The sequence below is a fragment of the Streptomyces sp. NPDC002785 genome (assembly GCF_040295565.1).
Taxonomy (GTDB): Bacteria; Actinomycetota; Actinomycetes; order Streptomycetales; family Streptomycetaceae; genus Streptomyces.
This window is the reverse complement of sequence record NZ_JBEOVN010000014.1, coordinates 46694-72675: the sequence shown is the minus strand read 5'-3', so window position 1 is coordinate 72675 and position 25982 is coordinate 46694. Positions and strand designations below refer to the sequence as shown.

22 protein-coding genes and 1 pseudogene are annotated in these 25982 nt (G+C 70.1%); 6 read left to right on the top strand and 17 right to left on the bottom strand.

The window, feature by feature from the left end:
• The 5 genes from ABTZ94_RS06535 to ABTZ94_RS06515 form a co-directional block, all read right to left on the bottom strand.
• Positions 1-703: helix-turn-helix transcriptional regulator (locus ABTZ94_RS06535; protein WP_351198119.1), on the bottom strand; the 703-nt coding region annotated here is incomplete at its 3' end.
• 207 nt (positions 704-910) lie between these two features.
• Positions 911-2812: an outer membrane protein assembly factor BamB family protein gene (locus tag ABTZ94_RS06530; protein WP_351198117.1), complete on the bottom strand. Its 1902-nt coding sequence runs from the start codon at positions 2810-2812 to the stop codon at positions 911-913.
• A 132-nt stretch (positions 2813-2944) separates the two neighbouring features.
• Entirely contained in the window at positions 2945-4768 is a 1824-nt protein-coding gene (locus ABTZ94_RS06525) for an outer membrane protein assembly factor BamB family protein (RefSeq protein WP_351198115.1), read from the bottom strand.
• A gap of 248 nt (positions 4769-5016) precedes the next feature.
• The gene (locus ABTZ94_RS06520) at positions 5017-6804 is read right to left on the bottom strand and encodes an outer membrane protein assembly factor BamB family protein (RefSeq protein ID WP_351198113.1); all 1788 of its coding nucleotides are present in this window, start codon (positions 6802-6804) and stop codon (positions 5017-5019) included.
• A 114-nt stretch (positions 6805-6918) separates the two neighbouring features.
• Positions 6919-8736, bottom strand: a complete 1818-nt coding sequence (locus ABTZ94_RS06515) for an ABC-F family ATP-binding cassette domain-containing protein (RefSeq protein ID WP_351198111.1) — start codon at positions 8734-8736, stop codon at positions 6919-6921.
• Positions 8737-8883: 147 nt separating this feature from the next.
• Here ABTZ94_RS06515 and ABTZ94_RS06510 point away from each other — a divergent pair, with 147 nt between their 5' ends.
• Together ABTZ94_RS06510 and ABTZ94_RS06505 are read left to right on the top strand one after the other, a co-directional pair.
• Positions 8884-9135 (top strand): type II toxin-antitoxin system Phd/YefM family antitoxin, encoded by a 252-nt coding sequence (locus ABTZ94_RS06510; RefSeq protein WP_266746677.1) that lies wholly within the window; start codon positions 8884-8886, stop codon positions 9133-9135.
• On the top strand, positions 9132-9392 hold the full coding sequence (locus ABTZ94_RS06505) for a Txe/YoeB family addiction module toxin (RefSeq protein ID WP_351198108.1): 261 nt from the start codon (positions 9132-9134) through the stop codon (positions 9390-9392). Before ABTZ94_RS06510 ends, ABTZ94_RS06505 begins: the two co-directional genes overlap by 4 nt.
• A 17-nt stretch (positions 9393-9409) precedes the next feature.
• Here the strand turns inward: ABTZ94_RS06505 and ABTZ94_RS06500 are convergent, their stop codons facing one another.
• From ABTZ94_RS06500 to rsmI, 5 genes are all read right to left on the bottom strand, one after another.
• Entirely contained in the window at positions 9410-10303 is an 894-nt protein-coding gene (locus ABTZ94_RS06500) for a 4-(cytidine 5'-diphospho)-2-C-methyl-D-erythritol kinase (protein ID WP_351198106.1), read from the bottom strand.
• Positions 10300-11175, bottom strand: coding sequence for a 16S rRNA (adenine(1518)-N(6)/adenine(1519)-N(6))-dimethyltransferase RsmA (gene rsmA / locus ABTZ94_RS06495; RefSeq protein WP_351198104.1), 876 nt, complete (start codon positions 11173-11175; stop codon positions 10300-10302). The genes ABTZ94_RS06500 and rsmA overlap by 4 nt, the downstream gene beginning before the upstream one ends.
• 170 nt (positions 11176-11345) lie before the next feature.
• The gene (locus ABTZ94_RS06490) at positions 11346-12212 is read right to left on the bottom strand and encodes a TatD family hydrolase (protein ID WP_351198102.1); all 867 of its coding nucleotides are present in this window, start codon (positions 12210-12212) and stop codon (positions 11346-11348) included.
• Positions 12213-12245: 33 nt separating this feature from the next.
• The gene (locus tag ABTZ94_RS06485; protein ID WP_351198100.1) at positions 12246-12635 is read right to left on the bottom strand and encodes a hypothetical protein; all 390 of its coding nucleotides are present in this window, start codon (positions 12633-12635) and stop codon (positions 12246-12248) included.
• Positions 12636-12793: 158 nt separating this feature from the next.
• Positions 12794-13690, bottom strand: coding sequence for a 16S rRNA (cytidine(1402)-2'-O)-methyltransferase (gene rsmI, locus ABTZ94_RS06480; RefSeq protein ID WP_351198098.1), 897 nt, complete (start codon positions 13688-13690; stop codon positions 12794-12796).
• Between the two features lie 53 nt (positions 13691-13743).
• Between rsmI and ABTZ94_RS06475 the strand changes: the two genes are divergently transcribed.
• The 3 genes and pseudogenes from ABTZ94_RS06475 to ABTZ94_RS06465 all read left to right on the top strand — a co-directional run.
• Positions 13744-15510 carry a dolichyl-phosphate-mannose--protein mannosyltransferase gene (locus ABTZ94_RS06475; RefSeq protein WP_351198096.1) on the top strand — a complete coding sequence of 589 codons (1767 nt, stop codon included), beginning with the start codon at positions 13744-13746 and terminating at the stop codon, positions 15508-15510.
• 135 nt (positions 15511-15645) lie between these two features.
• On the top strand, positions 15646-17286 hold the full coding sequence (locus tag ABTZ94_RS06470; protein WP_351198094.1) for a penicillin-binding transpeptidase domain-containing protein: 1641 nt from the start codon (positions 15646-15648) through the stop codon (positions 17284-17286).
• 185 nt (positions 17287-17471) lie between these two features.
• A pseudogene (locus ABTZ94_RS06465) lies at positions 17472-17681 on the top strand (EamA family transporter); the annotation flags it as partial.
• A 136-nt stretch (positions 17682-17817) separates the two neighbouring features.
• Here ABTZ94_RS06465 and ABTZ94_RS06460 read toward each other — a convergent pair.
• The 6 genes from ABTZ94_RS06460 to ABTZ94_RS06435 form a co-directional block, all read right to left on the bottom strand.
• The gene (locus tag ABTZ94_RS06460) at positions 17818-18141 is read right to left on the bottom strand and encodes a hypothetical protein (protein WP_351198092.1); all 324 of its coding nucleotides are present in this window, start codon (positions 18139-18141) and stop codon (positions 17818-17820) included.
• A 201-nt stretch (positions 18142-18342) separates the two neighbouring features.
• Positions 18343-19143, bottom strand: coding sequence for an SDR family NAD(P)-dependent oxidoreductase (locus ABTZ94_RS06455; protein ID WP_351198090.1), 801 nt, complete (start codon positions 19141-19143; stop codon positions 18343-18345).
• Positions 19140-20303, bottom strand: coding sequence for a serine hydrolase domain-containing protein (locus ABTZ94_RS06450; protein WP_351198123.1), 1164 nt, complete (start codon positions 20301-20303; stop codon positions 19140-19142). The genes ABTZ94_RS06455 and ABTZ94_RS06450 overlap by 4 nt, the downstream gene beginning before the upstream one ends.
• A gap of 83 nt (positions 20304-20386) precedes the next feature.
• The gene (locus ABTZ94_RS06445) at positions 20387-21157 is read right to left on the bottom strand and encodes an energy-coupling factor ABC transporter ATP-binding protein (RefSeq protein WP_351198088.1); all 771 of its coding nucleotides are present in this window, start codon (positions 21155-21157) and stop codon (positions 20387-20389) included.
• A complete protein-coding gene (gene cbiQ, locus ABTZ94_RS06440; RefSeq protein WP_351198086.1) occupies positions 21154-21915 on the bottom strand; it encodes a cobalt ECF transporter T component CbiQ in 762 nt (253 codons plus the stop codon). The genes ABTZ94_RS06445 and cbiQ overlap by 4 nt, the downstream gene beginning before the upstream one ends.
• A 1-nt stretch (position 21916) precedes the next feature.
• Positions 21917-22975 carry an energy-coupling factor ABC transporter permease gene (locus ABTZ94_RS06435; protein ID WP_351198084.1) on the bottom strand — a complete coding sequence of 353 codons (1059 nt, stop codon included), beginning with the start codon at positions 22973-22975 and terminating at the stop codon, positions 21917-21919.
• 183 nt (positions 22976-23158) lie between these two features.
• On the opposite strand from ABTZ94_RS06435, the gene ABTZ94_RS06430 reads away from it, so the two are divergent.
• Positions 23159-23524: an SsgA family sporulation/cell division regulator gene (locus ABTZ94_RS06430; protein ID WP_351198082.1), complete on the top strand. Its 366-nt coding sequence runs from the start codon at positions 23159-23161 to the stop codon at positions 23522-23524.
• Between the two features lie 200 nt (positions 23525-23724).
• Here ABTZ94_RS06430 and ABTZ94_RS06425 read toward each other — a convergent pair whose 3' ends face one another.
• Positions 23725-25968, bottom strand: a complete 2244-nt coding sequence (locus tag ABTZ94_RS06425) for an MMPL family transporter (RefSeq protein ID WP_351198080.1) — start codon at positions 25966-25968, stop codon at positions 23725-23727.
• Between the last annotated feature and the right edge of the window lie 14 nt (positions 25969-25982).

Genomic DNA, 25982 nt, shown 5'->3' with positions numbered 1-25982 from the left:
CCGACGCTCTTCCGATCTCGCCGGGCCCCTGCTCGTCCGGCGGCGCCGCCCGGTCCAGCAGCCCCGTGCGGGCCGCGAGCGCCGCGGCCTCCAGCCGGGAGCCGACGCCCAGCTTCATCAGCACCCGCTGCACATGCGTACGCGCGGTGCTCGACGCGATCCGCATCCCGGCCGCGATCAGCCGGGTGTCCTCGCCCTCCGCGACCCGCATCAGGACCTCGACCTCGCGCGGGGTGAGCATCTGCAGCAGTCGCTGCCCCTCGTCGTCCGGCGCCGCGGCCGGATTGAGCAGCTCGGCGAAGGCGCCCTGGAGCAGTTGCGGCGCCACCGCGGCCTCTCCGGCTCGCGCCTTGACCATCGCCCGTTCGACGCCCTCCATGCGCTCGTCGTGCCGGACATATCCCGCGGCGCCTGCCGCGAAGGCCGCCGCGATCCCGCGCGGACTGGGCACGGGTCCGAGCACCACCACGGCCACCTGAGGGCGCTCGCGCCGGATCCGTACGATCGGGTCGAAGGCGCCGGGTTCGGCAGGTGCCGCGGTACCGAACAGGCAGACCTCCGGAGCCCTGCTGACCACCAGCTCCGCCGCCCCCGAGGTCGGCGCGGCCGCCGCGAGCACCCGGTGGCCCCGCAGTTTCAACGCCGAGGCGAGCGCCTCGGCGAGCAGCCTGTGATCATCGACCACCATGAGCCGCACGCTCATCGAGCACCCCCAAAAGCACCGGCGCCAGGCCCCCCGGCCCGCCCTGCCCCGGCAAGTTACACGCTTGTTCGACGCTCCGGACCCCTTACCCGGCAGAAGACCCCGGGAGTGTCGGATTATTTGCCATCCGGGCTGTTCGACAGGCGGAAAACGATCGGCCCTGCCGGTCGAATGATCGACCGGCAGGGCCGGGGCACGCGCAAGGGATCAGTTGGTGGCGAAGGCGACGGCGAGGTACTTCTTGCCGCTCAGCGACGCCCCGCTCGACTTGCTGAGCATCGTCTGGGACATGTAGAACCGGCCGCCGGAGTAGAGCATTTCGGCGTAGTCCGCGGTGAAGCTGGTCTCGGCGTCGCGGACGGACTTCTCGGCCGGGTTCTCCATCAGCACGGTCTGCTTGAAGGTGGAGCCGTCGATGGAGACGATCTGGCCGCCCTTGTCGTACGGGGGCATCTTGTACGCGATGATGTTGCCGCCGTCCATACGGAGCGGGAACATCGTGTAGCGGTCGCCCGCGTCCGCCCGGTCACTGGTCGGCTTGCCCGTGGTGAGGTCGAAGGAGACGATCTCGTTGGTGTCGCCGTACTCGCCGGTGCCCTCGTGGTCCTCGGTCGGCACGTATATGCGGTTGTTGCCGACGGCCAGCTTCTTGCAGCTCTCGACCTCGGTGGAATCGCAGCGCGCGGCGTACTTCTCGCCGTCCGCCGCGATCTTGGTGAGCAGCTTGCCGGTGTTGGTGTCGATCGAGAAGAAGTCCGAGATGCCGCTGCCGTCACCGGCGGTGTCGCCGACGTCGGCCGCGACGACCAGCGGCTTGGTGGAGACGATGCTCGCGTAGTCGACACCGGGCGGCATCTTGTACGAGGAGATCGGGGCGCCGGTGGTCGGGTTGAGCGCCTGGATGATGAGCTGCGGGTCGTCGTACGTACCGCACTTGCGGACGACGGCGAGCGCCTCGCCGCCGGCGTAGCCCGAGTCGTAGCAGCCGTCGGTGGAGACCTTGGGCTTCCAGCGCTCGGCACCGGTGTTCAGGTCGAACGCCACGCCGCCGTCGGTGCCGGCCGCGGCGACCGTGGTGCCGCTGAGCGTGACCTCGGAGTACCTGACCGGCTCGTCACCGCTGGTGGCGGCGGTCACCGACTTGCTCCACATCAGCTTGCCGGTGTTCAGGTCGATCGCACCGACCTGGTTGCACGGCTGATACTTCTTGGCATTGGTCGGCTTGGCCTCCTCGAAGGCTATGGCCGTCTTGTAGTCCTTGGACATGTGCCGGGAAGCTGCGCAGAGCTGGCCCGCCAGCGGGATGGACCACAGCTTGGTGCCCTTGACCGCGTCGTAGCCGACGATCTCGTTCACGCCGGTCTTCACGTACGCCTTGTCGGTCATCCAGGAACCGTCGGCCTTGGTGATGTCGTTGACCTTCGGATCCGGCACCTGGAAGGCGATCTGGGACTTGGGGTCCGCCGGTGCCTTCTCCTTGCCGCCGCCACCGATGGTGCCGCCCTGGCCGCCCTTGCCCTCGCCGGTGGAGCCGCCCGACTGGGACGCCTGGCCCTTCTTGCCGTCGTCACCGCCGCTGGAGGCGAACCAGACACCCGCGACGACGACCAGCACCACGGCGACCGACGCGGCGACGATGATCTGCATCTGGGTGGTGAACTTCTTGCCGCCGTTCCCGCTCTGCTGCGGCTGCGGGTACTGCTGCTGCATCGGGGCGGTCGGGTAGCCGTACCCCTGCTGCGGCGGCTGACCGGGCGGCATGCCCTGCGGGAATCCGTAACCCTGCTGAGGCTGTCCCGGCACGGGCGCCTGCGGGTAGCCGTAGCCGGGCTGCGGGGGCCGGCCCTGCGGGTAGCCGTAGCCGGGGCCCGGCTGCTGCGGAGGCCCCGCGGGAGCGCCTGTGGGCGGCGGGGTCTGCGGGGTGCCGAATCCTCCCGTGGGCGGGGTGGCCGGCTGCTTGCCGAACGGGTCGGCGGGCGGCGGCGTCGGTGCACCGAACCCACCCGGCGGGGGGTCTTGCGGGGCACCGAACCCACCCGGCGGAGGGTCTTGCGGGGCACCGAATCCGCCCTGGGGCGAATCGTTGGGCGGCTGGGGCGGCTGCGTCATGGCTTACGTACCTCGGGGGGAAGGGAGAGTCGGTGGGTCGGGACCGGCAGCGGTCGGGACTGCCCCGGCCACTGCCGGCCGTGAACCGTCGGGCGCCGACGGTCGTGTTCCGTCAAAAGTCTTCGTGAGCCGTCAGTTGCCGAAGGCCATCATGGTCTTCGTCTCCAGCTCTTCCTCGTCGTTCCGCGCGCTGACCCGTCCGCTCGTGATGAAGGAACGGCCGTCCGCGTAGACGATCTTCGACTTGTAGAAGGAGCTCTCGATCCTGGACGTCGACTCCGGGTGTCGCAGCACCATCTGCGGCGTGCCACCGGTCGAGGGGAGGACGGCGATCGCGCCGCCCTTGTTGTACCCGGCCTTCACGTGGAGCAGCACATTGCCGCCGTCCATGCGCAGCGGCTGCACCGTGCGCCCGGCCGGGGCCGCGGCCTTCCACTTGGACTTGCCGGTGTTCAGGCTGAACGCCACGACCTTGTTCGTACTGGCGGTGCCGCTGGAGTCCGGCGCAGTCGACATGTAGAACGTGTTGGCGTCGGCGGCGACACCGGTGCAGCCCTCCAGGGACTTGCCGAAGATGGAGAAGGAGTTGCCGCAGTCCGTCTCGAACTTGTCGCCCTTGTCGCTGACGAGCCCGGAGCGGCGCGTGCCGTCCTCCTTGAGCGCGAGGATGCCCCACTGCTTGTCCTTCTTCAGCGAGACCACCAGCGGGCTCACCGAGTAGACCCGGTCGATCTCCCATCCGCGCTTGGCCCGGTACGTCCATAGGGGCTTCCCCGTGACCGGGTCGAGTTCCTGGATCTGCTGCTGGGGATTGTCGACTTCATCGGTGCGGCAGTTGGAAGCGGCGATCAGCTTGGGCCCGCCGGCGAAGGCGTACGGCTGGCAGTCGCCCGGCTGCTTGCCGAACAGTTCCTTGCCGTCACTGACCCGGAAGGCGTTGGAATGGCCGGGGCGCCCGACCGCCACGGTGTCGCCGCTGATGGCTAGGGAGATGTCCGACATCATGTCCAAGAGGCCGGACTTCTTGATCGACTTCTTCCATCCGACCTTGCCGGTGTTGAGGTCGATCATCTGGAGGTCCGCGCAGTCCGCCCTCTCGGTGGTCCCGTTCATGACCGCGATGACTATCTTGCCTTCGTTCGTGGGCCGCTCGGGCGCCGCACACAGGTCGGCGGGCAGCTTCAGCGTCCACTTCTGCTCGCCGTCGGCCATCGAGTAGCCGGAGACGGAGCGGTACATGCCCTTGACGATCACGCCGCCGGAGACCCAGGGGCCGAACACATCGGCACCGTTGCGCGGCAGGTCGACATCGTTCTTCTGCAGCCAGAGAACCTTCGCCTCGCCCTTTTGGCGCCCGGCGTTGAGGTCGTCGTCGACCGTGCGGCCGTCGCCGTTGCCGTCGCCCTCGTCCACGGAGGGCGAGCTGCTCGGCCCGACGTCGTCGCTCTTCTGCGCGACGGGCTTCTTGTCGTCGTCGCCCCCGCTCGTGGCGATGAATATGCCGCCGCCTATCACGAGGAGCGCGGCGGCCGCGGCGCCGATGATCAACGCGGGCTTGCGCTTGGAAGAGCTACCGCCGCCCTGACCGCCGGGGCCCGGTGCTCCGGGGTACTGCTGCTGCGGGTAACCGAACCCGGGCTGCATCGGCTGGTTGTACGGGCCGGGCTGCTGACCGTACGGACCCGGCTGCTGGTTGTACGGACCGGGCTGCTGGGCATACGGGCCCGGCTGCTGCTGGTTGTACGGACCGGGCTGCTGGGGGTAGCCGTAACCGGGGGCCTGGGGCGGCGCCTGATGGGGCGTCTGCGGGTGGCCGTAACCGGGCTGCGCGGGCGGCGAGGACTGCGGCGGACCGCTCGGCGGCGGACCCTGGGGCGGCTGAGGACTCCCCTGCGGCGACTCCTGCGGCGCGCCGAAGCCTCCCTGCGGCGGTTGCTGGCTGGGCGGCTGGGTCATCAGCACGTCCCCCTTCGTGCGGTCCGGTGCCCGTTCCGTTCTCCCCCGCGATTCCGCAGGGCTCAAAGAGTCCGACAAGACCCCCTGAACTCCCCGGAAAGGAGCGAATCGGGCATGGATCCCGCGGCGTTACGACAGTCGAGCGGGGCTTCTTTTGTACCACCCGTAACACCTCGGACACCGAGGCGGTCCACCCCCTGTTCCCAAGGGAGAACCGCCCCGTGATGCCCCCGTTACGCCTCGGCCGGTCAGCTGCCGAAGCCCACGATCGACTTCATGGACTTCTCCTCCTTGTCATCGATCCCGCTGATCCTCGCGTGCACGAGGAAGCAACGCCCGTTCAGATAGGCGACCCTGGAATCGAAGAAACCGCGTTCGACGGTGGTCGCCGCCACCGGGTGCCGCAGCACCATCTGTGGCGTGCCACCGGTCGGCGGGAGGGACGCGATGCCGCCGCCCTTGTTCTTCTCCGCAGCCACATACATCAGCAGCCTGCCGCCCTCCACCCGCATCGGCATGAGGGTCTGTCCGGCCGGGGCCGCGGCCTTCCACTTCGCCCGACCGGTGTTCAGATCGAAGGCGACGACCTTGTTGGTGGGATGGAGGTCGGCCGGGTCGGGCTTGGTCGCCAGATAGACCGCTTGGTCGTCGGCCGCGACCCCGAGACAGTTGTCGAGGTTCTTGCCCGAAACGAGGAGGTCTTCGCCGCACTTCGTTACGTAGTCGTCGGTACCACCGATCAGTTGGGAGCGGTAGGTGCCGTTCTCGTTGAGCACGAGGATGGCCCACTTGTCCTCCTGCTTCAGCGAGACGACCAGCGGGCTGACCGAGTAGAACTGTGCGACCTGCCAGCCCTTCTTGACCTTGTACGTCCACTGGACCTTTCCGGTTACCGGGTCGATCCGCTGTACCTGCTGCTCCTTGTGGTCGTCGGCCGCTGTCTGGCAACTGGTGGCGGCGATCGCCACGGGGCCGCTGGCGAAGCCGAACGGCTGGCAGTTTCCCGGCAGTTCACCGAAGAGCACTTTGCCGTCGCTGACCCGGAAGGCGTCCGTCCTGCTGGTGCGCCCCACGGTCACGGTGTCCCCGTTGATCGCCATCGAGACGTCGGAGAACGAGTCCCAGATGTCCTGACGCTTGTACGTCTTGCGCCAGCCGGCCTTGCCGGTCGTGAGATCGACCATCTGGAGCGAGCTGCAGACCGCGTCGTCCGCGGTGCCGGTCTTGATCCCGAGGACGATCTTGCCGTCGGCCGTGGGCTGCGAGGGCGCCGCGCAGAGATCCGACGGCATGCGCAGGCTCCACTTCTGGCTGCCGTCGGTGACCGAGTAGCCGGAGACCGTGTGGAACATGGCCTTGACGATGGTGTCGCCGACGATCCAGGGGCCGTACACGTCCGAGCCGTTGCGCGGCAGGTCGACGCCGCCCTCCTGGAGCCAGAGGACCTTCGCCTCGCCCGGCTTGCGCTTGGCGTTGAGCGCGTCGGCCTCCGCACGGAGGTCGTGCGTGCCCTGGTCCTGGTCCTGGTCCTTGGCCTTGCCGTCGCCCCCGTCGCCGGTGGGGTCCGGCCCGGGGTCGGTGCTCGCCTTTGCCGTGGGCTTCGACCCGTCGTCGCCCCCGCTCGTGACGAACCAGATGCCCCCGCCGGCCAGCAGCACCACCGCGAGCACGGCAGCGATGACCGCACCGCGCCTGCCCCGGAAGAACCCTCCGCCACCGGGCTGCGGAGGCTGCTGCAACTGCTGCGGGTAGCCGTATCCGGGCTGCGGCTGCCCCGGATAGCCGTACGGACCCGGCTGCGTGGGTGCGTCGTACGGTCCCGGCTGCTGGGCGCCGTACGGTCCCGGCTGCGCGGGTGTGCTGTACGGGCCCGGCTGTACCGGCGCACCGTACGGACCCGCGGCCTGAACGGGCGGCGGCACGGAGCCGTATCCGGAAGGCGGTGGTGGCGACGACGGCTGAACCGGCCCCGGCGGCGGATCGTACGGAGCCCCGAAGCCTCCCTGTGGCGGTTGCTGGCCGGGCGGCTGGGTCATCAGCACGTCCCCCTTCGTGCGGACCGGTCCGACATCTCTACCTGTGCCGGGCGAACTTTCTTTCTATCACCCGCCCCACAGGCCCCGCCGGTCACACCGAAGGCGCCTCAGCGATCAGGCGTCCTCGGCCAGTTCCAGCCAGCGCATCTCCAACTCGTCGCGCTCCGCGACCAGTTCGCGCAGCTCCGCGTCCAGCTTCGCCACCTTCTCGAAGTCTGTGGCGTTTTCCGCGATCTGTGCGTGCAGCGCGGTCTCCCGCGTCGACATCTTGTCGAGCTGCCGCTCCACCTTCTGCAGTTCCTTCTTCGCCGCACGTGCGGCCTGCGGGGAGACGGCCGCGGCCGGCGCGGCCTTCTCCTTTGCCGCCGCGGGTGCTGCGGAGGGGGTGGCCGCCTCCTCCATCCGCTGCCTGCGCTCCAGGTATTCGTCGATCCCGCGTGGCAGCATCCGCAGCGCGCGGTCACCGAGCAACGCCATCACCCGGTCCGTGGTCCGCTCGATGAAGAACCGGTCGTGGGAGATCACGATCATCGATCCGGGCCAGCCGTCGAGGAGGTCCTCCAGCTGGGTCAGGGTCTCGATGTCGAGGTCGTTGGTGGGCTCGTCGAGGAAGAGGACGTTCGGCTCGTCCATCAGCAGGCGCAGGATCTGGAGCCGGCGCCGCTCACCACCCGAGAGGTCGCCGACCGGGGTCCACTGCTTCTCCTTCGAGAAGCCGAACTGCTCGCACAGCTGGCCCGCGGTCATCTCCCGGCCCTTGCCGAGGTCGACCCGGTCCCGTACCTGCTGGACCGCTTCGAGCACTCGCAGGTTCGGGTTGAGCTCGTGGACCTCCTGGGAGAGGTAGGCGAGCCTGACGGTCTTGCCGACGACGACCTTCCCGGCGGCGGGCTGCACATCGCCCTGCGTGCGGGCCGCCTCGGCGAGCGCCCGCAGCAGCGAGGTCTTGCCCGCGCCGTTGACCCCGACCAGGCCGATCCGGTCGCCGGGGCCGAGCTGCCAGGTGAGGTGGGTGAGCAGCGTCTTGGGGCCTGCCTGGACGGTCACGTCCTCCAGGTCGAAGACGGTCTTGCCGAGCCGGGCGTTGGCGAACTTCATCAGCTCGCTGGTGTCGCGCGGCTCCGGCACATCGGCGATCAGTTCATTGGCCGCCTCGATGCGGTAGCGCGGCTTGGAGGTACGGGCGGGGGCGCCGCGGCGCAGCCAGGCCAGCTCCTTGCGCATCAGGTTCTGCCGCTTGGACTCCTCGGTCGCGGCGATCCGCTCCCGCTCGGCCCGTGCGAAGACGTAGTCGCTGTAGCCGCCCTCGTACTCATGGACCGTGCCGCGCTGGACGTCCCACATGCGCGTACAGACCTGGTCGAGGAACCAGCGGTCGTGGGTGACGCAGACGAGCGCCGAGCGGCGTGCCCGCAGATGGCCGGCCAGCCAGGAGATGCCCTCGACGTCGAGGTGGTTGGTCGGCTCGTCGAGGACGATCAGGTCCTGCTCGGCGATGAGCAGCTTGGCCAGCGCGATCCGGCGCCGCTCGCCGCCCGAGAGCGGGGCGATGACGGTGTCCAGGCCGTGCTCGAAGCCCGGCAGGGCGAGCCCGCCGAAGAGTCCGGTGAGCACATCACGAATCTTCGCGCTGCCCGCCCACTCGTGGTCGGCGAGGTCACCGATCACCTCGTGGCGGATGGTCGCCGCGGGGTCGAGCGAGTCGTGCTGGGTGAGGACGCCGAGGCGCAGCCCGCCGCTGTGGGTGACGCGGCCGCTGTCCGCTTCCTCCAGCCTGGCGAGCATCCGGATGAGGGTCGTCTTGCCGTCGCCGTTGCGGCCCACGACACCGATCCGGTCCCCCTCGGACACACCGAGGGACACACCATCGAGCAGGGCACGGGTGCCGTACACCTTGCTGACCTGCTCGACATTGACCAGATTGACGGCCATTTCGCTCCTGCTCCTGGGGGATCGATCGACTTCCCAGGGTACGGGGCGGCAGGGGCGGGACGTCCGCTCGCCCTTGCCGCCTCTCTTCCGCAAGACGTACACTTTTCTGTACGTACAGGATTCTGTACGTCCCCCTGGGAGGCAAGCATGCGGACCATGACCTACACCGAATCACGGGCGAAGTACGCGGAGACCCTCAACGCGGTCGTCGACGATCGCGAGGAGGTCATAGTGACGCGCGCCGGACACGAACCAGTGGTGATCGTCGCACTCGACGAGTACGAGTCCCTGAAAGAGACCGCCTACCTGCTCCGGAGCCCCGAGAACGCCCGCCGCCTGCTGGCCTCGATAGAGCGTCTGGAGTCCGGCGCGGGCATCGCCCGGGAGCTGGCCGAGTGAAGTTCGTCTGGGACGAGTCGGCCTGGGAGGACTACGTCTGGTGGCAGGCGCAGGACCGGAAGATCCTCAAACGCATCAGTGCGCTGCTGCAGGACGTCGCCCGGAACGGGAACGAGGGCATGGGCAAACCGGAGCCCTTGAAGCACGGCTTCCAGGGCTTCTGGTCCCGCCGGATCACCGATGAGCACCGGCTCATCTACAAAATCGTGGACGAAGAAGTACGCATCGCCGCCTGCCGCTACCACTACGGCCGGTAGCAGCAGGCGTTGCCCTGTCAGAGGATGGTGGCGCCCGGCGCCGGGGACACCGCGGCCCGCGCGTTCCGGCATGTCCCCGAGGTGATCAGCGCCTCGGCGACCTTCCGCGCCGACTCCGCGTCCGCCACCAGGAACGCCGTGGTCGGCCCGGAGCCCGAGACCAGGGCGGCCAGCGCGCCGGCCGCGGTGCCCTCGGCGAGGGTGTCGGCGAGGGAGGGGCGCAGGGAGAGCGCGGCGGACTGAAGGTCGTTGCTCAGGGCGCCCGCGAGAGCCGTGGCGTCACCGGTCCGCAGCGCGTCCAGGAGCGCGGCGGACGCGTCGGGGTCCGGGACGTCCGTACCGGCCGTGAGCCGGTCGAACTCGCCGTAGACGGCCGGGGTGGAGAGCCCGCCGTCGGCGACCGCGAAGACCCAGTGGAAGGTTCCGCCGACGTCGATCGGGGTCAGCTGCTCTCCTCGTCCGACGCCGAGGGCCGCGCCGCCGACCAGGCTGAACGGGACGTCGCTGCCCAGCTCCGCGCAGATGGCGAGGAGCTCCTCCCGGCCGGCACCGGTGGACCAGAGGGTGTCGCAGGCCAGCAGGGCGGCCGCACCATCCGCGCTGCCGCCCGCCATGCCGCCCGCGACGGGAATGTCCTTGGCGATGTGGATGTGCACATCGGGTGCGATGCCATGCCGCTCGGCCAGTGCGATCGCGGCGCGGGCGGCGAGGTTCGTCGCGTCCAGCGGGACCTCGGCGGCGTCCGGGCCCGAGCAGGTGATGCGCAGCTCGTCGGCGGGGGTGACGGTGACCTCGTCGTACAGGCCGACGGCGAGGAAGACATTGGCCAGGTCGTGGAAGCCGTCGGGGCGCGGGGCGCCGACCGCGAGCTGGACGTTGACCTTGGCGGGTACGCGGACGGTGACGCTCACTCGCCACTCCCGGAGGGCTTGTTCTCGGCAATGGCGGCGAACTCCTCGACCGTCAGCGCCTCGCCGCGGGCCTGCGGCGAGATCCCGGCCGCGACCAGGGCCGCTTCGGCGGCGGGCGCGGAGCCCGCCCAGCCGGCCAGGGCCGCTCGCAGTGTCTTGCGGCGCTGGGCGAAGGCCGCGTCGACGACCGCGAAGACCTCGGTCCTGCTCGCGCTCGTCGCGATCGGCTCGGTGCGCCGGACCAGCGACACCAGACCGGAGTCGACGTTCGGGGCGGGCCAGAAGACATTGCGGCCGATGGACCCGGCCCGCTTGACGTCCGCGTACCAGTTGGCCTTCACCGACGGCACGCCGTAGACCTTGTTGCCCGGCCGGGCGGCCAGCCGGTCGGCGACCTCGGCCTGGACCATGACGAGGGTCCGCTCGATGGACGGGAAGCGCTCCAGGATGGTCAGCAGGACCGGCACGGCGACGTTGTACGGAAGGTTCGCGACCAGCGCGGTCGGCGCCGGGCCCGGCAGCTCCCGGACCAGCATCGCGTCGGAGTGCACCAGGGAGAACCGGTCGGCACGCCCCGGCATCCGGGCGGCGACCGTGGCCGGCAGGGCGCCCGCCAGTACGTCGTCGATCTCGACGGCGACGACCCGGTCCGCCGCCTCCAGCAGTGCCAGGGTCAACGAGCCGAGCCCCGGACCGACCTCGACGACGACATCGTCCGGGCGGACTTCCGCCGTCCGCACGATCCGGCGGACCGTATTGGCGTCGATGACGAAGTTCTGACCGCGCTGCTTGGTCGGGCGTACGCCCAGCTTGGCGGCCAGCTCGCGGATGTCTGCGGGGCCCAGGAGGGCATCGGGCTCAGTGGTGCTCACCCGGTAAGCCTACGGCCGCGGCGCGACCGGGGGCTCGCCCCCCGTTGTGCGTACGGCCTCCCGCTCCACCACTGCGCCTCCTCCGCTGCCTCCGAGCCCGGACGACGACCTCGTCGCCGTCGGCGAGTGAGCTGCCGAGGGCGGGAGCGACGGTGACACCCCGGTGCCGCTCAGTAGTCGAATGCGCGGGCGGTGTTCTCGGAGACGGCCGACGCCAGGGTGTCCTCGTCCACGCCCTTCACCTCCGCCATGGCACGCAGCGTGACCGGAATGAGGTAGGGCGCATTGGGTCGTCCGCGGTACGGGGCGGGGGTCAGAAACGGTGCGTCCGTCTCGACGAGGACCAGCTCCATCGGCGCGACGGCCAGTGCGTCACGCAGCGGCTGGGCGTTCTTGAAGGTGACATTGCCCGCGAAGGACATGAAGTACCCGGCGTCCGCGCAGATCCGGGCCATGTCGGCGTCGCCGGAGTAGCAGTGGAACACGGTCCGCTCGGGGGCGCCCGCGTCGGCGAGGATGCGCAGCACATCCGCGTGCGCCTCGCGATCGTGGATGACCAGCGCCTTGCCGTGCCGTTTGGCGATCTCGATGTGGGCCCGGAAGGACTCCTCCTGAGCGGCCATGCCCTCGGGGCCGGTACGGAAGCAGTCGAGCCCGGTCTCGCCGACACCGCGTACGTGGTCGAGTGCGGCCAGCGCGTCGATCTCCGCGAGGGCCTCGTGCAGCGCCGCCTGCCCGCCCCCTTCACGCGCGCCCTGCCGCGACCGGCCATCGGGGTCGCCGTGCACGATGCGCGGCGCCTCGTTGGGGTGGAGGGCGACCGCCGCGTGCACGTTCGCATGCGCGGCGGCGGTCTCGGCGGCCCAGCGCGAACCGGCCACGTCGCAGCCCACCTGGATCACGGTGGTCACATTGACCGCCGCGGCCCTGGCCAGGCCCTCCTCGACAGTTGCGTCCTGCATGTCCAGGTGGGTGTGCGAATCGGCGACCGGCACCCGGAGGGGCTCGGGCAGCGGCGGGGCTTCGGTACGACTCATGACGACGATCGTACGAGGACCGCGCCGGTGGCCTTACTTGCGGTGGAAGGGGTGCAGCAGGTCGGACAGGTGCCAGTGGTGCCCCGCACCTGTGGGTTCGCCGGTGGCGGCTACGGCCTCGCCCTCCCGGGCGCCGTCGCCCTCCGTCGCCGGCCGCGTCGACTTGGGCTTGCGGAGCAGCTGCTGAACGGTCGAGACCCGGCCGGCCCGCATGATCCGGACCACGTGTCCGCCGCAGTTCGTGCAGGTCGGCCTGGAAAGGGGTGAGGGCACCCGTTCGCCGTCCGCCTTGTAGATGACGAAATCGTTATCGGCACCGTCGACGTGGTGCTCTATCTCGTAGGCCTGCTCCCAGCCGTAGCCGCACCTCATACAGGCGAAGGCATACGCCTCATGCACGGTGGTTGCTGCGCTCTCGCTCATGCCTGCTCCTTTGTCCGCCGGACAAGCACTCCGGGGAGTGCGTCCCTGATCCAGTGGACGCCCTCGCCGGCGGGAGCGCAGCAAGCCCTGTCGAGTGTTGGAGCGGATTTGGCCTTCTCGTGGCAGAAAGGCCCGGTGCGCGGCTCGCGCTTTGCTTTTTACGACCGTCCTTTGCCCTCTGCTGGGCCGGTTCGCGCCGCATTCTTTGCCGCGACGACCGCATCGAAGACTTCGCGCTTGGGCAGCCCCGCATCTGCGGCAACAGCGGCAATGGCCTCCTTGCGCCGCTCCCCCGCCTCCTCGCGCACCTGCACCCTGCGTACCAGCTCCGCGGCGTCCAGTTCTTCCGGTCCGGAGTCGGCCGCGCCCTCGACGACGACGGTGATCTCACCGCGTACCCCTTCGGCCGCCCACGCCGCCAGCTCGCCCAGCGGGCCGCGCTTCACCTCCTCGTACGTCTTGGTCAGCTCCCGGCACACGGCCGCCCGGCGGTCGGCGCCGAAGACCTCCGCCATCGCCGTGAGGGTGTCGTCGAGCCGGTGCGGGGCCTCGAAGAAGACCATGGTGCGGCGCTCGTCGGCGACCTCGCGCAATCTGCCGAGCCGTTCGCCCGCCTTGCGCGGCAGGAAGCCCTCGAAGCAGAAACGGTCGACGGGCAGCGCGGACAGGGCGAGAGCCGTGAGCACCGCGGACGGGCCGGGGACCGCGGTGACCCTGATGTCCTTCTCCACGGCCGCGGCCACGAGCCGGTAGCCGGGGTCGGAGACGGACGGCATCCCGGCGTCCGTGACCAGCAGGACGCGGGCGCCGCCGGTCAGTGCCTCGACGAGTTCGGGCGTACGGGCCGACTCGTTGCCCTCGAAGTAGGAGACGACCCGCCCCGTGGTGTGGATGCCGAGCGCCTGTGTGAGGCGGCGCAGCCGTCGGGTGTCCTCGGCGGCGACGACATCGGCCGTCTCCAGTTCGGCGGCGAGGCGGGGCGGGGCGTCCGCCACATCGCCGATGGGGGTTCCTGCGAGTACCAGCGTTCCAGTCGTTCCAGTCACATGAGTCATCCTCCCAGCACGGGCGACAGCACTCGCACAGACGCGTTCCCTACGATGGCGCGGTGACGAGTACTGCGCCCGAAGCCCAGCAGGGCCAAGACGCCGGGGAACCGCACGGCGAAGAGCCGGCCTCCTGGCAGCAGCGGCTGCGCCGCTTCGGCCATTCGCCCCGGCCCGGAATCGGGCTGCGCGAACGGCTGGTTCCGCCGTACACCCACCCCGGCGCCCAGTTGTGGGCGGTGCTCGGAGTCTCCCCGCCCATGGCCGAGCGCCTGGTGCGGTGGTCCGCCTGGGGCGGCCCGCTGCTGGTGGCGCTGGTCGCGGGGGTGCTGCGGTTCTGGAACCTGGGCAGCCCGCACGCGCTGATATTCGACGAGACGTACTACGCCAAGGATTCCTGGGCGCTGATCAACCAGGGGTACGAGGGGGACTGGCCCAAGGACATCGACAAGCTGATCCTCGCCGACCCGTCGAAGGTGCACGTCCCGGTGGATCCGGGCTATGTGGTGCACCCGCCGGTCGGCAAGTGGATCATCGGAATCGGTGAGCAGCTCTTCGGCTTCACACCGTTCGGCTGGCGGTTCATGGTGGCGGTGCTCGGCACGCTGTCGGTGCTGATGCTGTGCCGGATCGGGCGGCGGATGTTCCGCTCGACGTTCCTGGGGTGTCTGGCCGGCACGCTGCTCGCCGTCGACGGTCTGCACTTCGTGATGAGCCGCACCGCGCTGCTCGATCTGGTGCTGATGTTCTTCGTGCTGGCGGCGTTCGGCGCACTGCTGATCGACCGCGACTGGGCGCGGCGCCGCCTCGCCGCCGCGCTGCCGGTCGACGAGGAGGGTGTGCTGCGACCCGATGCCGGGGTCGCGGAGAATCTGCGGCTCGGTTGGCGTCCCTGGCGGCTCACCGCCGGTGTGATGCTGGGGCTGGCCTTCGCCACCAAGTGGAACGGCCTGTACATCCTGGCGGGCTTCGGTCTGATGACGGTGCTGTGGGATGTGGGCGCGCGCCGGACCGCGGGGGCGCTCCGGCCGTACATGGCGGTGCTGAAGCGGGATCTGCTGCCGGCGTTCGTCTCGACGGTCCCGGTCGCGATCCTCACGTATCTCGTCTCCTGGACCGGCTGGATCGTCACCGACAAGGGCTACTACCGGAACTGGGCACAGACCGACGGCAGCGGTGGCAACTGGACGTGGCTGCCGGACTGGCTGCGCAGCCTTTGGCACTACGAGTACCAGGTCTACGAATTCCATGTGAATCTGACCTCCGGCCACACCTACCAGTCCAATCCCTGGAGCTGGATCGTGCTCGGCCGGCCCGTCTCGTACTTCTGGGAGGAGCAGCCGGGCTGCGCGGCTTCGGAGACCGGCAAGTGTTCCCGCGAGGTGCTGGCCATCGGGACGCCGCTGCTGTGGTGGGCGGCGTGCTTCGCCCTGGTGTACGTGCTGTGGCGCTGGTTCTTCCGGCGCGACTGGCGGGCAGGGGCGATCGCCTGCGGTGTGGCGGCGGGCTGGCTGCCCTGGTTCTTCTACCAGGAGCGGACGATCTTCCTCTTCTACGCGGTCGTGTTCGTGCCGTTCCTGTGTCTGGCGGTCACGATGATGATCGGCGCGATGCTGGGTCCGGCGGCGGGGACCGGGGCCAAACGGGAACTCGGCCTGGTGACCGGCGATCCGTCGGGAGAACGGCGGCGGACACTGGGTGTGATCGCGGCAGGCGTACTGGTGCTGCTGATCATCTGGAACTTCATTTATTTCTGGCCGATCTACACGGGAACGCCCATTCCTGACGGGTCCTGGCGGGACCGAATGTGGCTGGATACCTGGATTTGACCGGCACCTGTATTCACACCACCCATATCGCATTCCTATAACGGCCGCCTCGGCTGTCACCACCGTCCCGTAGGGTGCCCGACAGCACCCCCTTGAACATGTTCAAGGGGACTCCTGGGGAGGGGGACTGCAGGAATGCGCAGTGGAGCGAAGGTTGCGATAGTCGGCGGAGTGTTCGCGGTCGTGGTCGGCGGGGTGGGCTACGGGGCGTACAACGTCCTGGACGGGCTGAACGGCGGTGGTGGCGACGGCACGGACAGCAGGTCCACCTCGGTCGAGGTGAAGACGGGGCCGGTCACCAAGGCGGAGATCGACGACGCGTCGAAGAAGTTCCTCAAGGCCTGGGCGAGCGGTGACGCGGCCGCCGCGTCCCAGCTCACCAACAACGCGGCCGAGGCCGAACAGGCCCTGACCGGCTACCGCGAGAGCGCCCATGTCACCAAAACGGTGATCACTCCGGGCCCGGCGGTGGGCACGAAGGTGCCGTACACGGTGAAGGCGACCGTGTCGTTCGAGGGGAAGTCCAAGCCCTGGTCGTACTCCTCCGAACTGACCGTGGTGCGCGGCCTGACCACCGGCAGGCCGCTGGTCGACTGGGCCCCCGCCATGATCCACCCGGACCTGACGGCCGGTGCGTCGCTCAAGACGGGTGAGGCGTCGACGCCGTCGATCGAGGCCGTCGACCACAACGGCAAGGTGCTCACCAAGGAGAAATACCCCTCCCTGGGGTCGATTCTGGACGCGCTGCGCGAGAAGTACGGGGAGAAGGCCGGCGGCACCGCCGGCATCGAGACCTGGATCGAGAGCTCGGACGCGGGCGGCCCGGACAAGACCCTGCTGACCCTCACCAAGGGCAGGCCGGGCAGGCTGCAGACCACGCTGGACGCGAACGCCCAGGCGGCGGCCGAGGTGGCCGTGAAGAAGTTCAGCCAGGCCTCGGTGGTCGCGGTCAGACCGTCCACGGGCGCGATCCGAGCGATCGCCAACAATCCGGCCACCGGATTCAACGCGGCGCTGCAGGGCAAGCAGGCGCCCGGGTCGACGATGAAGATCGTGACGGCTGCGATGCTGATCGAGAAGGGCGTCGCGGCGGCCGTCCGTCCGGTCGAGTGCCCGAAGGACGTGATGTGGCAGGGCCGCACCTTCCACAACCTGGACCACTTCTCCCTCCCGGACACGGCCACGCTCACCACCAGCTTCGCCCGGTCCTGCAACACCGCCTTCATCAAGCTGATCGACGAGGTGGATGACGACACCGCGCTCGCCAAGGAGGCCCGCGACGTCTTCGGCATCGGCCTGAACTGGCAGACCGGTGTGGTGACCTCCGACGGCAGCGTGCCCGAGGCCACCGGAGGCGAGGCGGCCGCCCAGTACATCGGTCAGGGCACGATCCAGATGAACGCACTCAACATGGCGTCCATCACCGCCACCGCGAAGAACGGCACCTTCCGCCAGCCGGTCCTCGTCGACCGGGACCTCGACGGCAGGCCGATCGCCACCGCCTCCCGGCCGCTTTCCCCGTCCGCCTCCCAGCAGGTCACCAACATGATGCGCCAGACGGCAAGTTGGGGCACCGGAAAGGCCGCGATGGCCTCGGTCGGCGGCGACAAGGGCGCCAAGACGGGCTCGGCGGAGGTCGACGGCCAGGCCACGTCCAACAGCTGGTTCACCGGCTTCAGCAACGACCTCGCCGCCGCGGCGGTCGTCCAGTCCGGCGGCCACGGCGGCGACGCGGCGGGCCCGGTGGTGGCGGCGGTCCTGCGCGCGGGGTCGTGAGGCGCGCACCCGCCGGGGCCGTCGGCACGTCCGGCCTCTGCGGGTGCGACGATCGGCAATGGCCTCGGTCCGTCCAAGCCGCACCACCAATCCTCGTGCGCCCGCGAAGGATTGCCGGCACCGCTTCATAGCCCGAGTCGGCGAGACGACCGCTCCGCTGTCCGACCGACACCACAAGGTCGAGGGGCGCGGCCCTGTCGGTGACCGCGTACGGCCTCGTCCTGTGGGCCCAGACGCGGGCGGCACTGGCCCCGGTCGCGGCCCTTCGGGAGTCGTCGATCATCGTCGGTGCGGCCATAGGAACGCTGTTCTTCAAGGAACGGTTCGGTGCGCCGCGCATCGCGGCGGCGGGGCTGATGGTGGTCGGCATCGGGCTGATGCTGCACCCGAGTTGAGAGACGGCCGGGCGGGCGCGCCACTGTCCGTTCTCGGCTCACCCGGCCCCTTCGGGGGATGTGACACCCGAGTCCCGATGTCGATGTGCTGACCGACCGGCCGCGTGGGGCGCGGCCGGTCGGTCGGTGAGGGTGGCTAACAGAACCGGTCGAACGACCGGCCGTAGCCCTCGTCGTAGCCGTCGGCGTAACCCTGCGCCCACCGCACGTCCACCTCCCGGTAGCTGCGGCTTTGGAACCCGGAACCGCGGTAGCAGTCGTCCCGCGCGTCCGCATATCCGTCCCGGAAGCCCTGCCGGTAGCCGTCCTGGTAACGATCAAAGACCGCGTCGTGCGCGGCTACTGCCTGCTGCGCAGGTCTGGCGGCGGCCGAAGCCTGCGAGGTGACCGCCGGCACGAATGCCAGGCTGCCGGCGAACAGAGCGGAGCAGAGAACCGCGAACACCTTGTTGGTGCGCATGAGATTTCCCCTTCGGTCTGCGAGTACAGACGGGCGTTTTCATGCTCCTGCGGGAATGGCTCCGGCGCGACCGCACTCCGGGCCGCCGGGACGCTCCGGGCCCCGCTCGACAAGGCGGCCCCGGCGGCGGAGCATGGGGAAAGAAGGGAACGTCGGGATTCGGATCGGCGCTCCGCTTCGTGTGGTGTGGGCAGTTTCCTCCTACTTCCCCGAAACCGCCTGTCGGAAGCCTGAGTTCACGGCTGTCAGACCCCCGTCCACGCGCAGCGTCGTCCCCGTGATCCAGGCCGCGTCGCGCGAGGCGAGGAAGGCGACGGCGGACGCGATGTCGTCCGGCTCGCCGACCCTGCCGAGCGGGTAGAGGCTGCTCAGCCGGGACAGTTCCGCGTCGCGGCCCGCCCAGGCGGCGGTGCGGATCGTGCCGGGTGCGACCAGGTTGACGCGTACGCCTCGCGGACCCGCATGGCCCGCGAGGGTACGGGTCAGGCTGCCCAGGCCCGCCTTGGCCGCGCTGTAGGCGTGATTACCGAAATCCTGTTCGCCGTTGACCGAGCCGATGTTGACGATCGCGCCCCGGCCGGAGGCCACCAGGTGCGGCAGACAGGCGCGGGCACAGCGGTATGGCCCGGTCAGTGTGATGTCCAGGTCGCGCTGCCAGACCTCGTCCGGCTCGTCCTCGAAGAGCGGCGCGTCGGGGGCACAGGCGTACGCGTTGTTCACCAGCACATCGAGGGAGCCGAAGGCGGCGACGGCGTGGGCGACCGCGGCCTCGACCGCAGCCCGGTCACCCACGTCGCAGGGCAGCGACTCGGCCGTCGCGCCCGTCTCGCGTATCTCCGCGGCGGTGCGTCCGGCACGCTCGCCGTCCAGGTCCGTGACCAGGACGGCGGCGCCCTCCGAGGCCAGTCGGCGGGCCGTGGACGCGCCGATGCCCTGGCCCGCTCCGGTGATGAGTACGCCGTATCCGTCGAACCGTGAACCAGCAGGGTAAGGAGGAGTCATAGCGCCGACCGTACTGCTCTGACCAGGGCTTGGGCACGGTGATCGGCGGTGACTCCCTTCTGCAGACCGTTCGTCACATAGCCCAGCGCGATACCGGATTCGGGGTCGGCGAATCCGAGCGAGCCGCCCCGGCCCGGGTGCCCGAACGAGCCGGGGGCCAGCAGCGGGGCCGCCGGGCCGTGCAGCATGTAGCCGAGACCGAAGCGGGTGTTGACGACCAGGACCCGGTCCGGGCCCGCCGACTCCTCGGTGCGGGCGAGGGTGAGCGTGGCCGGGGCGAACAGGCGGTGGCCGTCGACCGGGCCGATCATCGCGGCGTAGCAGCGGGCCAGTGCGCGGGCGGTGGCGATGCCGTTGGAGGCGGGGAGTTCGGCCGCCCGGTAGGAAGGGTCGTTCTCGTCGGGGAGGGGGTCGATGGCCCCGAAGGAGCGGCGGGTGAGGGACTCCGGGTCGCGGTACGCCTCGACGACGGACCGCTTGGGCCGCATCCGCAGGGCGCCGCCGTTGCCCGCGTCGGCCGAGGGTTCGACGGGCCCGATCCGGCCCACCCGGTGCGCCTCCTCCGCCGGAAGTCCGAACCAGAAGTCCAGGCCGAGCGGGCGGGCGATCTCCTCGGCGACCCAGCGGCCGACGGTGCGGCCGGTGACCCGGCGCACCAGTTCGCCTATGAGCCAGCTGTAGGTCTGGGCGTGGTAGCCGTGGTCGGTGCCGGGTTCCCACTGGGGGCGCTGGGCCGCGACGGCCTGTGGCCCGAAGATCCCGTCCGCCGCCTGAGAGGGGGTCAGCGGGCAGTCGAGGGCGGGGATGCCGGCCCGGTGGGCGAGGAGGTGACGGACGAGCACACGTTCCTTGCCGGCCGCCTTGAACTCCGGCCAGTACGTGCCGACCGGGGCGTCGAGGTCGACCTGGCCGCGCTGGTGCAGCATCAGCGGTACGGCGGCGGCGATGCCCTTGCCCGCCGAGCGGACTATCTGCACGGTGTCGACGGCCCATGGTTCGACGCCGTCGACGTCTCTCGTACCGGCCCACAGATCGACGACCTTGCACCCGTCCCGGTAGACCGCGACGGCCGCACCGCGTTCGCCGCGCTGCTCGAAGTTACGGACGAAAGTGTCCCTGACCGGTTCGAATCCGGCCGCCACCGTGCCCCGTACGTCCACGCCTGCTCCTGCGCTCCCGCTCATCCCCCCATGGTGCATCCCGCCGCAGGTCGGATGTGTGGCGGGTCATCTCATGTTCGCAGTCACGGGATGTTCACCGTCACGGAACGCGGGTCGAAGCCGAAGGGCAGCTCCAGACGGTGGGTGCGCATCAACTCCTCGTCGCAGAGCAGATCCTGGGTGCGGTCGTCGGCGGCGATGACGCCCTCGCTCAGGACGACCGCCCGCGGGCAGAGCTCCAGGGCGTACGGCAGGTCGTGCGTGACCATGAGCACGGTGACGTCCAGGGACCGCAGGATGTCGGCGAGCTCGCGCCGCGAGGCCGGGTCCAGGTTGGAGGACGGCTCGTCCAGGACGAGGATCTCCGGCCGCATGGCGAGGACGGTGGCGACGGCGACGCGGCGGCGCTGGCCGAAGGAGAGGTGGTGCGGCGGCCGGTTCGCGTACTCCTCCATGCCGACCTGCCGCAGGGCTTCGGTGACGCGTTCCTCCAGTTCGGCGCCGCGCAGCCCACAGGCTGCGGGGCCGAAGGCGACGTCCTCGCGGACGGTGGGCATGAAGAGCTGGTCGTCGGGGTCCTGGAAGACGATGCCGACGCGACGGCGGATCTCGGCGAGGTTGCGCTTGTCGACCGGGAGACCGGCGACCCGGACGGTGCCCGCGCCGGCGTCGAGGATGCCGTTGAGGTGAAGGACGAGGGTGGTCTTGCCGGCCCCGTTCGGGCCGAGCAGGGCGACGCGTTCGCCTCGGGCGACCGTCAGGTTCACCCCGAAGAGCGCCTGGTGGCCGTCGGGGTAGGCGTAGGCGAGGCCACTGACTTCCAGGGACGGCGCGGGGGCGGTGGGCAGGCTCATACGGTCCATCCCAGCAGACAGATGAAGAGGGCGAGGAGGGGGAGTGCCGCGGCGTACGCCCACTGGGTCCGGGAGGCCGTCACCTCGTCGATGACCGGCATGGAACCGGCGTAGCCGCGGCTGACCATCGCGAGGTGGACGCGTTCGCCGCGCTCGTACGACCTGATGAAGAGCGCGCCCGCCGATTTGGCCAGGACACCCCACTGCCGTACCCCGCGCGCCTCGAAGCCGCGGGAGCGGCGGGCGATCGACATCCGGCGCATCTCGTCGGTGATCACATCGCCGTACCGGATCATGAAGGAGGCGATCTGGACGAGCAGCGGTGGCAGCCTGAGCCGCTGGAGACCGAGCAGCAGCGAGCGCAGTTCGGTGGTGGAGGCGAGGAGCACGGACGCGGCGACGCCGAGGGTGCCCTTGGCGAGGACGTTCCAGGCGCCCCAGAGGCCGGGGACGCTGACGGAGAGGCCGAGGACATGGGTCTGCTCGCCGGGCACCACGAACGGCATGAGCAGCGCGAACGCGACGAACGGCACTTCGATGAGCAACCGCTTGAGCAGGAAGCCTGCGGGGATGCGGGCCAGCGCGGTGACGGCGCCGATCAGTACCGCGTACAGCGCGAACGCCCACACCGCCTCGCGTGGCGTCGAGACGACGACCACGACGAAGCAGAAGGCGGCGGCGAGCTTGCAGTGCGGCGGCAGGTCGTGGACGGGCGAGTGCCCGTGCCGGTAGAGCCTGTGCGCGTGTCCGGCGCCCATGTCAGGCGGCTTCCGGGGTTCGCGGGGTGTCTGCGGGCGCGTCCGGCGTGCGACGGCGGCGGACCACGTAGAAGACCCCGCTGCCGACCACGATCGTGGCACCGACACCGATCACTCCGGCGAGACCGCCGGAGATGCGGGCGTCGGACACGTCCTTGACCCCGTAGTCGGCGAGCGGGGAGTCCTTGGCGGCATGCTCCTCGGTCTTCTTGTCGATGCCCTGGTCTGCGGCGACCTTCTCCAGGCCGTCGGGGCTGGCGGAGGCGTAGAAGGAGACGAAGCCCGCCAGGACGAGGGCGGCGACCAGGCCGGTGGCCCGGATGCGGCGGGTGGAGCGGGCGGCGACCGGGGCGACGGGCTGCCGGGCGGGGGCGTCGACGAGCTCGCCGTCGACGCGGAGCTTGAGCGGGGCGGCGAGTCCGCGGGCGCCGTGGACCAGATCGGGGCGTACGGCGACGACGGCGCCGACGGTCAGCGCGGTGATCACGGCCTCGCCGATGCCGATGAGGACGTGGACCCCGACCATGGCGGTGAAGACCTTGCCGATGGGGATGTCGGTGGTGCCGCCGATCCAGTAGATGAGCGTGAAGGCGCCGGCCGCGGCCGGTACGGAGACCAGGGCGGCGACGAAGGACGCGGCCGTCACGGAGCGGCGGGTCCGCGGCAGGACGCCGACCAGCCCACGGAAGAGGGCGTACGCGACGACGGTGGTCGTGATGCCCATGTCGAGCACGTTCACGCCGAGCGCGGTGAGGCCGCCGTCGGCGAAGAGGATGCCCTGCATGAGCAGTACGACGGAGATGCAGAGCACCCCGGTGCAGGGCCCGACCAGGATCGCGGCGAGCGCTCCGCCCAGCAGATGCCCGCTGGTGCCCGCCGCGACCGGGAAGTTCAGCATCTGTACGGCGAAGATGAACGCGGCGACGAGGCCTGCGAGCGGCGCGGTGCGTTCGTCCAGTTCACGGCGGGCGCCCCGCAGGCTGACGGCGACGGCACCCGCGGCGACGACTCCGGCGGCGGCGGAGACGGGTGCGTCGATGAATCCGTCGGGTACATGCATGGGGAGGCTCCGCTTCCTGCGATCCTGCGTTGCCGCGGACGGTGTCGTGAACCGTTCGATGATAGGGCCTTGTTGCAAACGCTTCGCAAGAGCGGGGATGTCACAGCTGACCGCTCGCCGTGCCCATGGCGAAAAATATGGGACATTAGATGACAAAGAAGAACGAACAGGAGGAGTCGGCCCATGCCCCCCGTGATTCATGAACAGGCCGAGGCCTGGCTCGTCAATGACACCCCCGACCTCCCGGCGGTGCCGGTCGACCTGTTGTATGACGCCGACGAGGACCCGCGCACCGTACATGTCGCCTTCCCCGGCGGCACGGACTGGACGTTCGGCCGCGACCTGCTGGAGCGCGGACTGCGCGCCCCCGCCGAGCGTGGCGGCATCCGGGTGTGGCCGTGCGGCCGGGCGCAGCTGATCGTGGAGCGCCGCTCGAAGGAGGGCGTGGAGGTCGTGCAGTTCGACAACGCGCCACTGATCCGTTTTCTGCACCGCACACACGAGAAGAACGCCGCCGGTCCCGCACGCATGACACACACGCGCGCATGACACCACACGCATGCGGGTGACGCCCGCGCACGCATGACGTACGCGCATGACAGAAGCCCCCGCTCGCGCGGGGGCTTCTGTCATTGCCCCGGTCCCCCGTCCCCACAGGCAACCGGCGCTTCCGGGGCCTCGTTCCGCTCAGAAGCGGACCCCGGAGGCTACGGCCCGGCCCTGCGGCTCGGACCCGTGTCGGGCCCGGCTCAGACGCGGGTCAGCTCACGCTCGCCCTCGGCGTCACCGCCGTGTCCGGCGCGGCCGGTGCCGCCCTCGGGCGTCTCGCCGAGTTCCTTGCGCAGCCCCTCGCCCTCCACGTCCACGTTCGGCAGGAGCCGGTCCAGCCAGCTCGGCAGCCACCAGGCGCGCCTGCCGAGCAGGGCGAGGACTGCGGGCACGATCGCCATCCGGACGACGAACGCGTCGAAGAAAACGGCGATGGCGAGCGAGAAGCCGATCATCTTGATCATCTGCTCGCTGGAGCCGATGAAGCCGGCGAAGACCGCCATCATGATCACGGCCGCGGCCGTGACGACCCGGGCGCCGTGCCTGAAGCCGGTGACGATCGCCTGGCCGGGCTTCTCGCCGTGGACGTACGCCTCACGCATCCGGGTCACGAGGAAGACCTCGTAGTCCATGGCGAGGCCGAAGACCACACCCACCATGAAGATCGGCATCATGGACATGATCGGGCCGGTCTGTTCCACGCCGAAGAGCGAGCCGAGCCAGCCCCACTGGAAGACCGCGACGACCGCGCCCAGGGCCGCGACGACCGAGAGCAGGAAGCCGAGGGCCGCCTTCAGCGGCACCAGCACCGACCGGAAGACCAGCATCAGCAGCAGGAAGGCCAGGCCGACGACGAGCGCCAGGTACGGCAGCAGCGCGTCGTTCATCTTCTGCGAGAAGTCGATGTTCATCGCCGTGGAGCCGGTGACCAGGACCTCGGCGCCGGTGTCGGCCTTGATGTCCTTGCCCGCGTCACGGATCGCGTGGACCACGTTCTCGGTCTCGGTGGAGCTCGGCCGGTCCTTCGGGACAACGGTGATCATCGCGGCGTCGCCGGCCTTGTTGAACTGGGCCGGGGTGACGGCGACGACACCCGGGATGCCCGAGATCTCGTCGGAGACCTGCTTGGCAGCGGTCTTGCCGTCGGCGCTCTTCGCGGTGTCGACGACGACCATCAACGGCCCGTTGAAGCCGGGGCCGAAGCCGTCGGAGAGCAGGTCGTAGGCGCGCCGCTGGGTGGTGCTGGTGGGCTGGGAGCCGTCGTCGGGCAGGCCCATCTCCAGGGACGCGGCCGGTACGGCGATCGCGCCGAGGCCGAGGATTCCGACCAGCAGCACCCACACCGGCCTGCGCAGCACGAACCGCGCCCAGCGGGTGCCCATGTTCGGCTTCGCCTCGGGCCGGTTCTCGGCCTCGGCGGCCTTGCGCGCCTTACGCCCCATGACCCGCTTGCCCGCGAAGCCCATCATGGCCGGAACCAGGGTGAGCGCGATGAGGACGGCGATCGCGACCGTGCCGGCCGCGGCGAAGCCCATCTTCGACAGCATCGGGATGTTGACGACGGCCAGGCCGACCAGCGCGATGACGACGGTGAGACCGGCGAAGACGACCGCGGAACCGGCCGTGCCGACGGCCCGTCCGGCCGCTTCCTCGCGCTCCCGGCCCTCGGCCAGCTCGGCTCGGTAGCGGGAGACGATGAACAGCGCGTAGTCGATGCCGACCGCGAGGCCGATCATCATCGCGAGGGTGGAGGTGGTGGAGCCCAGGTCGAGCACGTTCGCCAGTGCCGTGATCGTCGAGACGCCGATGCCGACCCCGATCAGGGCGGTGAGCAGCGGCAGCCCGGCGGCGATCAGCGAGCCGAAGGTGATGACCAGCACCACCGCGGCGATCGCGACGCCGATGATCTCGGTGGCCCCGGTCTCCGGCATCGCCAGGAGCGCGTCACCGCCGATCTCCACGGTCAGCCCGCTCTTCTGCGCCGCGTGGCCCGTGTCCTCCAGCGCGTCCCGGGTCGCGTCGGTCAGCTCCATCGAGTTGACCTTGTAGGACACGGAGACGTACGCCGTGGAGCCGTTCTTGCTGACGGCGCCCGCGGTGTACGGGTCGGTGACCGAGGCGATCTGGTCCGATCCGGACTTCAGCTCGCCGACGATCTTGTTCACCTCGGCCTTGTTCGCCGGGTCCGTCATCTTCTGCTCGTCGGGCGCCTTGAAGACGACCCGTGCGGTCGCGCCGTCGGCGCTGGCACCGGGGAAGCGCTGTTCCAGCAGGTCGAAGGCCTTCTGCGCCTCCGTACCCGGGATCGAGAAGGAGCTGGAGGTGGCGGTGGACGCGGAGGCCGCGCCGAATCCGGCGAGTGCCAGCAGTGCCACCCAGATCAGGGCGACATAGCGGCGGCGCCGGAAGGCGAGCCGTCCGAGCTTGTAGAGGAATGTGGCCACGGAGGCGTACTCCC